The 13,083-nt window shown below is 68.2% G+C and carries 8 protein-coding genes; all 8 read left to right on the top strand.

What is annotated here, in order from left to right; genetic code table 11:
- A partial coding sequence (locus tag AB0I71_RS25260; protein WP_357588737.1) for a biotin carboxylase N-terminal domain-containing protein occupies positions 1 to 157 on the top strand: 157 nt, incomplete at its 5' end.
- 356 nt (positions 158 to 513) lie between these two features.
- Positions 514 to 3,945, top strand: a complete 3,432-nt coding sequence (locus tag AB0I71_RS25265) for a DNA-directed RNA polymerase subunit beta (RefSeq protein WP_210936512.1) — start codon at positions 514 to 516, stop codon at positions 3,943 to 3,945.
- Between the two features lie 128 nt (positions 3,946 to 4,073).
- A complete protein-coding gene (locus AB0I71_RS25270; protein WP_357588739.1) occupies positions 4,074 to 7,961 on the top strand; it encodes a DNA-directed RNA polymerase subunit beta' in 3,888 nt (1,295 codons plus the stop codon).
- 155 nt (positions 7,962 to 8,116) lie between these two features.
- A complete protein-coding gene (locus AB0I71_RS25275; RefSeq protein ID WP_357588633.1) occupies positions 8,117 to 8,482 on the top strand; it encodes a hypothetical protein in 366 nt (121 codons plus the stop codon).
- Positions 8,483 to 9,128: 646 nt separating this feature from the next.
- Entirely contained in the window at positions 9,129 to 9,500 is a 372-nt protein-coding gene (locus tag AB0I71_RS25280) for a hypothetical protein (protein ID WP_357588741.1), read from the top strand.
- 481 nt (positions 9,501 to 9,981) lie between these two features.
- Entirely contained in the window at positions 9,982 to 10,356 is a 375-nt protein-coding gene (gene rpsL / locus AB0I71_RS25285) for a 30S ribosomal protein S12 (RefSeq protein WP_013735958.1), read from the top strand.
- Between the two features lies 1 nt (position 10,357).
- Positions 10,358 to 10,828 carry a 30S ribosomal protein S7 gene (rpsG, locus tag AB0I71_RS25290; protein WP_093403604.1) on the top strand — a complete coding sequence of 157 codons (471 nt, stop codon included), beginning with the start codon at positions 10,358 to 10,360 and terminating at the stop codon, positions 10,826 to 10,828.
- 74 nt (positions 10,829 to 10,902) lie between these two features.
- The gene (gene fusA, locus AB0I71_RS25295; protein WP_204000267.1) at positions 10,903 to 12,999 is read left to right on the top strand and encodes an elongation factor G; all 2,097 of its coding nucleotides are present in this window, start codon (positions 10,903 to 10,905) and stop codon (positions 12,997 to 12,999) included.
- Positions 13,000 to 13,083: the final 84 nt, after the last annotated feature.

Raw genomic sequence — 13,083 nt, forward strand, 5'->3', positions numbered from 1 at the left:
GGCGAACCGGGGAGAGATCGCCCGCCGGGTCTTCGCCACCTGCCGGGCACTCGGGATCGAGACGGTCGCCGTGCACTCCGACGCGGACGCCGCCGACCGGGCCGGCGGACTCGCCCGTCGGTGGGAAAGAGCGCCCGATGCCGACCAGGCCCCTTGACGCGGCCCTGGGCTGCCAGGCACGCTGACATCAGCAAGACCTTCCGCGCTTGCGACGGCCACCGCGCGGGTAATGCAGCGGCAGCACCACTCGCCACGCAGACCCGGGCGGCCCGGCAGGGACGTTGCGTTCCGAGCGGCCCGGTGCGACCCGTTCGAGGGGTCCCGAGGCACGTTCCGCAACAACCTGCGGGGTGGGCTGGACAGCGGTTAGCCTCTCGGCTACACTGCTAGTTTGCGCTGCCTTCCGACTTGACCCCTGCTCGGAAATGTCCGTTTGTGGATATTTTCTGGTGGGGTCATTGGAGTGCACGCGTACCAGCCGTTCTGCAGCACCGGTCCTCGGAAGGACGCATCTTGGCAGCTTCCCGCCCTGCGAAGACCAGTCGTACGTCGAGCGCATTCGCTCCCCGCCGAGTTTCCTTCGGTCGGATCACCGAACACCTCGAGGTCCCCAACCTCCTCGCCATTCAGAACGAGTCCTTCGACTGGCTCGTCGGCAACGAGGCTTGGCAGGGCCGGTCGGCGGACGACCCGCACGCACGCTCGGGTCTCGCGGAAATCCTCGACGAGATCAGTCCCATTGAGGACTTTTCCGGCACTATGTCGCTTTCCTTCTCGGCGCCGCGCTTCGACGAGGTCAAGGCCTCCATCGAGGAGTGCAAGGAGAAGGACCTCACCTACTGCGCGCCACTGTTCGTGACCGCGGAGTTCACCAACAACACCACCGGCGAGATCAAGAGCCAGACGGTGTTCATGGGTGACTTCCCGATGATGACGCCGAAGGGCACCTTCATCATCAACGGCACCGAGCGCGTGGTGGTCAGCCAGCTCGTCCGCTCGCCGGGCGTGTACTTCGACAAGCAGCCGGACAAGACCTCCGACCGCGACCTCTCCAGCGTCAAGGTCATCCCGAGCCGGGGTGCCTGGCTGGAGTTCGACATTGACAAGCGCGACACGGTCGGCGTCCGCATCGACCGCAAGCGCCGGCAGGCCGTCACGGTGCTGCTCAAGGCCATCGGATGGTCGGCCGAGCAGATCCGTGAGAAGTTCGGCTGGTCCGAGCTGATGATGACCACGCTCGAGAAGGACCACATCGCCGGCCAGGACGAGGCGCTCCTAGACATCTACCGCAAGCTGCGCCCTGGCGAGCCGCCGACCCGCGAGAACGCCCAGACCCTGCTCGACAACCTCTTCTTCAACCCGAAGCGGTACGACGTAGCCAAGGTCGGTCGGTACAAGTTCAACAAGAAGCTCGAACTGGACGTGCCGATCACCACCGGCACGCTCACCGAGGACGACATCGTCGCCACCGTGGAGTACCTCTGCCGGCTGCACGCCGGTGAGGAGGGCTACGAGGCCGACGACATCGACCACTTCGGCAACCGGCGGCTGCGTACCGTGGGCGAGCTGATCCAGAACCAGGTTCGGGTCGGCCTGTCCCGGATGGAGCGGGTCGTCCGGGAGCGGATGACCACTCAGGACGTCGAGGCGATCACGCCGCAGACCCTGATCAACATCCGCCCGGTCGTCGCCGCGATCCGCGAGTTCTTCGGCACCTCGCAGCTGTCCCAGTTCATGGACCAGACCAACCCGCTGGCGGGCCTGACCCACCGGCGGCGGCTGAGCGCGCTCGGCCCCGGTGGTCTGTCCCGGGAGCGGGCCGGCTTCGAGGTCCGCGACGTGCACCCGTCCCACTACGGCCGGATGTGCCCGATCGAGACGCCGGAAGGCCCGAACATCGGTCTGATCGGCGCGCTGTCCACCTTCGCCCGGGTCAACCCGTTCGGCTTCATCGAGACGCCGTACCGGAAGGTCATCGACGGTCGGGTCACCGACCAGATCGACTACCTGACCGCGGACGAGGAGGACCGGTTCGTCAAGGCGCAGGCCAACGCTCCGCTGCGGGCCGACGGCTCGTTCGCCGAGGACCGCGTCCTGGTCCGCCGTAAGGGTGGCGAGACCGAGGACGTCACGCCGGCCGCCGTGGACTACATGGACGTGTCGCCGCGGCAGATGACCTCGGTCGCGACCGCGATGATCCCGTTCCTGGAGCACGACGACGCGAACCGGGCCCTGATGGGCGCGAACATGCAGCGTCAGGCGGTGCCGCTGGTCAAGGCCGAGTCCCCGCTGGTCGGCACCGGCATGGAGTACCGTGCCGCGGTCGACGCCGGTGACGTGGTCGTGGCCGAGGTCGGTGGCGTGGTCGAGGACCTCTGCGCCGACTACATCACGGTCCACCAGGACGACGGCCACCGCCGGACGTACCTGCTGCACAAGTTCCGCCGCTCCAACGCCGGTTCCTGCGTCAACCAGAAGCCGGTGGTCTTCGAGGGCGACCGGGTCGAGGCCGGCCAGGTCATCGCCGACGGTCCGTGCACCGACGAGGGCGAGATGGCGCTCGGGCGCAACCTGCTCGTGGCGTTCATGACCTGGGAGGGGCACAACTACGAGGACGCGATCATCCTGTCGCAGCGCCTCGTGCAGCAGGACGTGCTCACCTCGATCCACATCGAGGAGCACGAGGTCGACGCGCGGGACACCAAGCTCGGCCCGGAGGAGATCACCCGCGACATCCCGAACGTCAGCGAGGAGATGCTCGCCGACCTCGACGAGCGCGGGATCATCCGGATCGGTGCCGAGGTCGTCCCCGGCGACATCCTGGTCGGCAAGGTCACGCCCAAGGGCGAGACCGAGCTGACCCCGGAGGAGCGGCTGCTGCGGGCCATCTTCGGCGAGAAGGCGCGCGAGGTCCGGGACACCTCCCTGAAGGTGCCGCACGGCGAGACCGGCACGGTCATCGGCGTGCGTACCTTCTCCCGGGAGGACGGCGACGAACTGCCGCCGGGCGTCAACGAGCTGGTCCGGGTCTACGTCGCCCAGAAGCGGAAGATCCAGGACGGTGACAAGCTCGCCGGCCGACACGGCAACAAGGGCGTCATTTCCAAGATCCTGCCGGTCGAGGACATGCCGTTCCTGGAGGACGGCACGCCCGTCGACATCGTGCTCAACCCGCTGGGTGTGCCGAGCCGGATGAACATCGGCCAGGTGCTGGAGACCCACCTGGGCTGGGTGGCCAAGACGGGCTGGCAGGTCGAGGGCGACGACGCCGAGTGGAAGCGGCAGCTCCAGGGCATCGGCGCCGACTCCTCCGAGCCGGACACCAACGTGGCCACCCCGGTCTTCGACGGTGCCCGCGAGGAGGAGATCTCCGGTCTGCTCGCGTCGACCCTGCCCAACCGGGACGGTCGGCAGCTGATCGGTTCCTCCGGCAAGGCGCAGCTGTTCGACGGTCGTTCCGGTGAGCCGCTGCCCGATCCGATCGCCGTCGGCTACATCTACATCCTGAAGCTCAACCACCTGGTCGACGACAAGATCCACGCTCGTTCGACCGGCCCGTACTCGATGATCACGCAGCAGCCGCTGGGTGGTAAGGCGCAGTTCGGTGGCCAGCGCTTCGGTGAGATGGAGTGCTGGGCGATGCAGGCCTACGGTGCCGCGTACGCCCTGCAGGAGCTGCTGACGATCAAGTCCGACGATGTTCTCGGTCGGGTGAAGGTCTACGAGGCCATCGTCAAGGGCGAGAACATCCCGGAGCCGGGCATCCCGGAGTCGTTCAAGGTGCTGCTCAAGGAGCTGCAGTCGCTGTGCCTCAACGTTGAGGTGCTGTCCAGCGACGGTGTGGCCCTGGAGATGCGCGAGACCGACGACGAGGTGTTCCGGGCCGCGGAAGAACTGGGTATCGACCTGTCCCGGCGGGAGCCGAGCTCGGTCGAGGAAGTGTGACGTTGGGGTTTCGGGGCGGGGCGACCCACTCCGGGCGGTCAGGTTTGATCCCTTCACGGGTCACCCCGCCCCGAAACCAAAACCCGGTGAGCTGCTGACGCACCAAGCGACGTGTGAGGGATTTGAACGTGCTCGACGTCAACTTTTTCGACGAGTTGCGAATTGGGCTGGCGACCGCGGACGACATTCGTCAGTGGTCGCACGGCGAGGTCAAGAAGCCCGAGACGATCAACTACCGCACCCTCAAGCCAGAGAAGGACGGGCTCTTCTGCGAGAAGATCTTCGGTCCGCAGCGGGACTGGGAGTGCTACTGCGGTAAGTACAAGCGGGTCCGGTTCAAGGGCATCATCTGTGAGCGCTGCGGCGTCGAGGTGACCCGCTCGAAGGTCCGCCGTGAGCGGATGGGCCACATCGAGCTGGCTGCTCCGGTGACCCACATCTGGTACTTCAAGGGCGTGCCGAGCCGGCTGGGTTACCTGCTGGACCTCGCTCCGAAGGACCTCGAAAAGATCATCTACTTCGCCTCGTACGTCGTGACGAGCGTTGACGCCGAAGCGCGTCACCGTGACCTCTCGACCATCGAGAACGAGATCCTTGCCGAGAAGCGGCAGTCGGAGAACAGCCGCGACTCGGAGATCGAGAAGCGGGCGGCCAAGCTTGAGGCCGACCTGGCCGAGCTGGAGGCCGAGGGCGCGAAGGCGGACGTGCGGCGCAAGGTCAAGGAGGGCGGAGAGCGCGAGATGCGCCAGATCCGCGACCGGGCCCAGCGCGAGATCGACCGCCTGGACGAGGTGCTTGACACCTTCCGCAAGCTCGACTCGAAGCAGCTGGTCACCGACGAGCTGCTCTACCGCGAGCTGCGCGACCGGTTCGGTGAGTACTTCACCGGCGGCATGGGTGCCGAGGCGATCAAGGCCCTGGTGCAGAACATGGACCTCGAGGCCGAGGCCGAGAACCTGCGGGAGACCATCCGTACCGGTAAGGGCCAGCGGAAGATCCGGGCGCTCAAGCGGCTCAAGGTCGTCGCGGCGTTCCAGAACACCCGCAACTCGCCGCTCGGCATGGTGCTGGACTGCGTGCCGGTCATCCCGCCGGACCTGCGCCCGATGGTGCAGCTCGACGGTGGCCGCTTCGCCACCAGCGACCTGAACGACCTCTACCGCCGCGTGATCAACCGGAACAACCGGCTCAAGCGGCTGATCGACCTCGGTGCGCCGGAGATCATCGTCAACAACGAGAAGCGGATGCTGCAGGAGGCCGTCGACGCGTTGTTCGACAACGGCCGCCGTGGCCGGCCGGTCACCGGCCCGGGTAACCGTCCGCTCAAGTCGCTGTCCGACATGCTCAAGGGCAAGCAGGGCCGGTTCCGTCAGAACCTGCTGGGCAAGCGCGTCGACTACTCCGGCCGTTCGGTCATCGTGGTCGGCCCGAAGCTCAAGCTGCACCAGTGCGGCCTGCCCAAGCAGATGGCGCTGGAGCTGTTCAAGCCGTTCGTGATGAAGCGGCTGGTCGACCTCAACCACGCACAGAACATCAAGTCCGCCAAGCGGATGGTCGAGCGGCAGCGGCCGGTCGTGTGGGACGTGCTGGAAGAGGTCATCGGCGAGCACCCGGTGCTGCTCAACCGGGCGCCCACCCTGCACCGACTCGGCATCCAGGCCTTCGAGCCGCAGCTGGTCGAGGGCAAGGCCATCCAGATCCACCCGCTGGTCTGCACCGCGTTCAACGCCGACTTCGACGGTGACCAGATGGCGGTGCACGTGCCGCTGTCCGCCGAGGCCCAGGCCGAGGCGCGGATCCTGATGCTGTCGTCGAACAACATCCTCAAGCCGGCCGACGGCAAGCCGGTCACCATGCCCACCCAGGACATGGTCATCGGGCTCTACCACCTGACCCACCTCACCACCGGTGAGCGCGGGGAAGGCCGGGCGTTCAGCTCGGACGCCGAGGCGCGGATGGCGTACGACAACGGTGAGCTGCACCTGCAGGCACCGGTCAAGATCCGGCTGCGGGACGTCGTCGAGGTCGACAACGGCGCTGGCGGGCAGCCCTGGACGGCCCCCGAGGGCTGGGTTCCGGGCGAGCCGCTGACGGTGGAGACCACCCTCGGTCGGGTGCTGTTCAACGAGACCCTGCCGCAGGGCTACCGGTTCGTGAACTACGAGATCCGTAAGGGCCAGCTCTCCGCGATCGTCAACGACCTCGCCGAGCGGTTCCCGAAGGTGGCCCTGGCGGCCACCCTCGACGGGCTCAAGGAGGCCGGTTTCCACTGGGCCACCTGGTCCGGCGTGACCATCGGCATGGAGGACGTCATCGCTCCGCCGCGCAAGCGGGAGATCCTGGAGCGGTACGAGAAGGAAGCCGACCGGATCGACAAGCAGTACCAGCGTGGTCTGATGACCGCCGAGGAGCGCCGCGGCGAGCTCATCGAGATCTGGACCAAGGCGACAAACGAGGTCGCCAAGGAGATGGACACCGCGCTGCCGCAGGAGAACCCGCTCTGGAAGATGATCAACTCGGGTGCCCGCGGTAACCTGCTCCAGCTCCGGCAGATCGCGGCGATCCGTGGCCTGGTGGCCAACCCGAAGGGCGAGATCATCCCGCGGCCGATCAAGGCCAGCTACCGGGAGGGTCTGTCCGTGCTGGAGTACTTCATCTCCACGCACGGCGCGCGTAAGGGTCTCGCGGACACCGCCCTGCGTACCGCCGACTCGGGTTACCTGACCCGGCGTCTGGTGGACGTCTCGCAGGACGTCATCATCCGCGAGGAGGACTGCGGCACCGACCGGGCCATCCCGATGCAGGTCGGTCAGCAGCTCGACGGCCGGCTCGTGGTGCACGAGCACGCCGAGACCAGCGTGCACGCCCGTACCCTGGCCGACGACATCAAGGGGCCGGACGGCACCGTCGTCGCCGAGCGGGGCGCGGACATCAACTCGATCCTGGTCGACAGGATCGTTGCCGCCGGGGTCGAGACCGTCCGGGTGCGCAGCGTGCTCACCTGCGAGTCGAAGCTGGGCGTCTGCGGTGCGTGCTACGGCCGCTCGCTGCCGACCGGCAAGATCGTCGACGTCGGCGAGGCGGTCGGCATCATCGCCGCCCAGTCCATCGGTGAGCCGGGCACGCAGCTGACGATGCGTACCTTCCACACCGGTGGTGTCGCGGGTGAGGACATCACCCAGGGTCTGCCACGTGTCCAGGAGATCTTCGAGGCCCGGATCCCGAAGGGCAAGGCGCCGATCGCCGACACCCCCGGCCGGATCCGGATCGAGGACGGCGAGCGGTCGCGCAAGATCGTGGTGATCCCGGACGACGGCAGCGACGAGATCGTCTACGACAAGATCTCGAAGCGGGTCCGGCTGCGGGCGCACGACGGCGACCACGTCGAGGTCGGCGAGAAGCTCACCGAGGGCACCATCGACCCGCACGAGCTGCTGCGCATCCTCGGCCCGCGGGCGGTCCAGGTCCACCTGACCCAGGAGGTCCAGGAGGTCTACCGCTCGCAGGGTGTGCTCATCCACGACAAGCACATCGAGATCATCATCCGCCAGATGCTCAAGCGGGTGACGGTCATCGACTCCGGCTCGACCGAGTTCCTGCCGGGCGTGCTTGTCGACCGGGCGCTGTTCGAGTCGGAGAACCGCCGGCTCGTCGGTGAGGGTGGCGAGCCCGCCGCCGGTCGCCCGGTGCTGATGGGTATCACCAAGGCCTCGCTGGCCACCGACTCCTGGCTCTCGGCGGCCTCCTTCCAGGAGACCACCCGGGTGCTGACCGACGCGGCGATCCACGCCCGCAGCGACTCGCTGATCGGTCTCAAGGAGAACGTGATCATCGGTAAGCTCATCCCGGCCGGTACCGGCATCAGCAAGTACCGCAACGTCCGGGTCGAGCCGACCGAGGAGGCGAAGGCCAAGGTCTACTCGATGACCGGCTACCCGGAGACCGACTACGGCTTCGGACCGGCCAGCGGCCAGGCGGTTCCGCTTGACGACTTCGACTTCGGGTCGTACCGCTAGACCGTGCAGTGACGTGGGAGGCCCCGGCGGGCAACCGCCGGGGCCTCCTCGTGTTCCGGCCATCTTGCGGCGCGGCAGGGACCTTGCGGCGTCGCGGTCCGACGAGGTGCCGTGGGTACGGCGCGGACGTCGGTCGACGGGGGCATCATGTGGTCATGACGATCGCACCCGGATCGGCGCCCACCGCGTCGGCACCGCGTCACCCGCTCGACCCGGACCCGGTCCGGGCGACAAAGGCCCGGGCCGTGTTCGCCCTCGGTCTGATGGCGGCGCTGACGGGGCTGCTGATCGGTGGCGTGGTACCGGCCACGGTGGCCCTGCACCTGGCCCGGCAGGCGCGCCGGGAGGCGTACGCCTCGGCGGGTTTCCTGACCGGTGCGGCCTGGCTGCGTCGCGGCGAGCGGCTGGCCTGGACGGGCCTGGTGCTGGTCGCGGTCAGCCTGGTGGTGGCGTTGGTGATCGGAGTGATCCGGCTCGCCGAGGCACCGTACGGGCAGGACTTCGCGCCCGACGTCGACTGACCTCGGCGCGACGGTACGTCCTCGCGCCCGGCACCGAGGGGCTGACTGGCGACGGTAGCCTGACCGGTGTCCGTCGCGCGGTGCGGGGACGCTGCCCGACAAGGAGGATCCCGTGACGGAACCGGTGCGCCCCGAGGGCGGCGAAGCCGCTCAGCCCACCGTCGGGCGCCCCGATGCCGAGCTGACGGGATGGGCCCGGCCCGGGCCCGAACAGCCCGAACCGGAGCAGACCGTCCCTCCGACCTCCCCACCGGCAACCGGCGCGACGCCCGTCCACCCGCCGTCCGGACCGCCAGCCCTCGATCCGGCGCCCGCCGGTCCGCCCTTCGGCCCGCCGCCCGGCCCGCCGGCTTACGGTCCGCCTGGGTCGCCGGCTTACGGTCCGCCCGGGCCGCCCGCTTACGGGTCGCCGCCCGCCGCTTCGTCCTTCGGTCCGCCGCCCGGGTCGCCCGATTACGGTCCGCCGCCTGGTTCGGGACCGCCCGTTCCTGCGGCCTTCGGGGCATCGGCCGCGGGCCCACCAGCCTTCGGGTCCATGTCGGGGGCGCCGTCGCCTCCGGGTTGGCCAGCCGGCGGCTCGGGCTGGGTCCGGCAGCCGCCGCCACCGCCGCAGGATCGTCCCCGGCCGCCGAAGCGGGTCGAGCCGGTGCCCGGCACCCCGTTCGCGGTGGTGCACCTCGACGTGCCCCCGGTCGCCTCGGGCCTGGCGGTCGGCTCGCTGGTGGCGGGTATCACCTCGATCCTGGTCTCGATCCTGGTCATCTGCTTCGGCGCCATCGGGGGAGGGGCGAACGGAGCCTGGGCGGCGGGTGCCTTCGCCGCGCTGGGTGGCCTCACCGGTGCGGGCGCCATCGTGGCCGGCCTGCTCGGCCTGCGGCAGATCCGGCGTCCGGCGCCTCCGCCGGCGGTCCGTTTCACCGGCCGTGGCCTGGCCATCGCGGGAATCAGCTGTGGCGGAACCGGGTTGCTGCTCTGCCTGGTGGGTGTGGGGCTGGCGTTGCTGTTGGCGCTGGCCTAGGCGGTCGCTGACCGGCAGTGGCCAGCCTGGGGGCTCGCGGGCCGCTTTCCGGCGGAGCCGGTACACTTGTATCCGTAGGTGCCCATCACGGGCGGGCGGTACGACAGAGGCCAGCCGGCAAGCGGTGCGATGTTCGGCAGGTCTTCCGTTTTGACCTGCACGGCTGTGGTAGGTACTCTTTCCCCTTGTGCCCGGGCCCGCCCGGGCAACTCGTGCGTGCGCTGGAGCCGGTGATCCGATATCCGGACGGCACCACGACTGAGCCAGAAGATCCGGCCTGCGGCGATCCGTGTGCCGGTGACAAACCCCGGGTCTGCGCGCGAGCGCCGGACGGGAACCGTGAGCTGGGCGACACGCCCGACCGCGGGTGCCGGGACCTCCGCGAGGTGGCCCTGGCCGGAATGTAGGAGAGCCGATCACGAGATCGGCTACGGCAGACGGCGCGGCCGCGACAAGCGGCCGAAGGGAGCGGAGAAACCCGGTGCCCACCATTCAGCAGTTGGTCCGAAAGGGCCGTCAGGCGAAGACGACCAAGACCAAGACCCCGGCGCTCAAGGGATCCCCGCAGCGGCGGGGCGTGTGCACCCGGGTGTACACCACCACCCCGAAGAAGCCGAACTCGGCGCTGCGCAAGGTCGCTCGTGTCAAGCTCAGCAGCCAGGTCGAGGTGACCGCCTACATCCCCGGTGTCGGGCACAACCTGCAGGAGCACTCGATCGTGCTCGTGCGTGGTGGCCGGGTGAAGGACCTCCCCGGTGTGCGTTACAAGATCGTTCGCGGTTCGCTGGACACCCAGGGTGTCCGTAACCGCAAGCAGGCGCGCAGCCGTTACGGCGCGAAGAAGGAGAAGAGCTGACATGCCGCGTAAGGGACCTGCTCCGCGGCGACCGCTGGTCGCTGACCCGGTGTACAACTCGCCGCTGGTCACGCAGCTGGTGAACAAGATCCTGCTGCGCGGCAAGCGTCAGCTCGCCGAGCGCGTCGTCTACGCCGCCCTGGAGGGCTGCCGGGAGAAGTCCGGTACCGACCCGGTCGTCACCCTCAAGCGCGCCATGGACAACGTCAAGCCGACCCTCGAGGTGCGCAGCCGCCGTGTCGGTGGCGCCACCTACCAGGTTCCGGTCGAGGTCCGGCCGGCCCGCGCCACCACGCTGGGCCTGCGCTGGCTGGTCACCTACGCCCGCGCCCGGCGTGAGAAGACCATGATCGAGCGGCTGATGAACGAGCTGCTGGACGCGAGCAACGGCCTCGGTGCCGCCGTCAAGCGGCGCGAGGACACGCACAAGATGGCCGAGTCCAACAAGGCCTTCGCGCACTACCGCTGGTAACACCCTGGTCCCGGCGCCATCCGGTGCCGGGACCGCCACCAGTTGTGTCGAGACGACGATAAGTAGGGATTGAAGTGGCCGCCGCAGACGCGCTCGCCAACGTACGCAACATCGGCATCATGGCCCACATCGATGCCGGTAAGACCACCACCACCGAGCGAATCCTGTTCTACACCGGTATCACGTACAAGATCGGTGAGGTCCACGAGGGCGCTGCCGTCATGGACTGGATGGAGCAGGAGCAGGAGCGCGGTATCACCATCACTTCCGCCGCCACGAAGTGCGAGTGGAAGGGCCACACGATCCAGATCATCGACACGCCCGGCCACGTCGACTTCACGGTCGAGGTGGAGCGGTCGCTGCGGGTGCTGGACGGTGCCGTCGCGGTCTACGACGGTGTGGCCGGCGTGGAGCCGCAGACGGAGAACGTCTGGCGCCAGGCGGACAAGTACAACGTCCCCCGGATGTGTTTCGTCAACAAGCTCGACCGCACCGGTGCCGACTTCTTCCGCTGCGTGCAGATGATGATCGACCGGCTGAACGCCACCCCGCTGGTGCTTCAGATCCCGATCGGTGCCGAGTCCGACTTCATCGGCGTGGTCGACCTGGTCGAGATGCGTGCCCTCACCTGGCGTGGCGAGACCCAGAAGGGTGAGGACTACGCGGTCGAGGAGATCCCGGCCGAGCTGGCCGACTCCGCTGCCGAGTGGCGCGAGAAGCTGATGGAGACCCTGGCCGACGTCGACGACTCGGTGATGGAGAAGTACCTGGAGGGCGAGGAGATCTCCACCGAGGAGATCAAGGCCGCCATCCGTCGGGCCACCATCGGCGGCAAGGCCAACCCGGTCCTCACCGGCACCGCCTTCAAGAACAAGGGCATCCAGCCGATGCTGGACGCGGTTGTCGCGTACCTGCCGTCGCCGCTGGACATCCCGGCGATCGAGGGTACGGCCACCGACGGCGAGACCCCGATGCAGCGCAAGCCGTCGGTGTCCGAGCCGTTCTCCGGCCTGGCCTTCAAGATTCAGACGGACAAGCACCTCGGCAAGCTCACCTACGTGCGGATCTACTCCGGCACGCTCGAGTCCGGCTCCCAGGTGGTCAACTCCACCAAGGACCGCAAGGAGCGGATCGGCAAGATCTACCAGATGCACGCCAACAAGCGGGAAGAGCGCAGCTCCGCCCAGGCTGGCGACATCATCGCGGTGCAGGGTCTGAAGCAGACCACCACCGGTGACACCCTGTGCGACCCGGCGAACCCGGTCATCCTGGAGTCGATGACCTTCCCGGAGCCGGTCATCGAGGTGGCCATCGAGCCGAAGACCAAGGCCGACCAGGAGAAGCTCAGCACCGCCATCCAGCGGCTGGCCGAGGAGGACCCGACCTTCCGCGTCAAGCTGGACGACCAGACCGGTCAGACGGTCATCTCCGGCATGGGCGAGCTGCACCTGGACATCCTGGTCGACCGGATGCGCCGCGAGTTCAACGTCGAGGCGAACATCGGTAAGCCGCAGGTGGCGTACCGCGAGACCATCCGCCGCAAGGTGGAGAAGGTCGAGTACACCCACAAGAAGCAGACCGGTGGTTCCGGCCAGTACGCCCGGGTGATCATCAGCCTGGAGCCGCTGCCGCTGGGGAACGACGCGCCGACCTACGAGTTCGCCAACGCCGTCACCGGTGGCCGCATCCCCCGGGAGTTCATCCCGTCGGTGGACGCGGGTGCGCAGGACGCCATGCAGTACGGCATCCTGGCCGGCTTCCCGCTGGTCGGCGTCAAGCTGACCCTGGTGGACGGCCAGTACCACGAGGTCGACTCGTCCGAGATGGCATTCAAGATCGCCGGCTCGATGGTGATGAAGGAGGCGGCCCGCAAGGCCGACCCGGCGTTGCTCGAGCCGATGATGGCTGTTGAGGTCACCACTCCTGAGGAGAACATGGGTGACGTCATCGGCGACCTCAACTCCCGACGCGGCATCATCCAGGCGATGGAGGAGCGCAGCGGCGCCCGTGTCGTCCGGGCCCTGGTGCCGTTGTCGGAGATGTTCGGCTACGTCGGCGACCTGCGGTCGAAGACCCAGGGCCGGGCTAGCTACAGCATGCAGTTCGACTCCTACGCGGAGGTTCCGGCCTCGGTGGCGAAGGAGATCATCGCCAAGGCGACGGGTGAGTGACGCTCACCTGACGTGATCGGATGATCCGACGGTGGTCGTGGGAGGTTCCCCGACCGCGACCACCTCGGTCGGATTGTGTGAATT

This window comes from Micromonospora sp. NPDC049891 (assembly GCF_040660295.1).
Taxonomy (GTDB): Bacteria; Actinomycetota; Actinomycetes; order Mycobacteriales; family Micromonosporaceae; genus Micromonospora.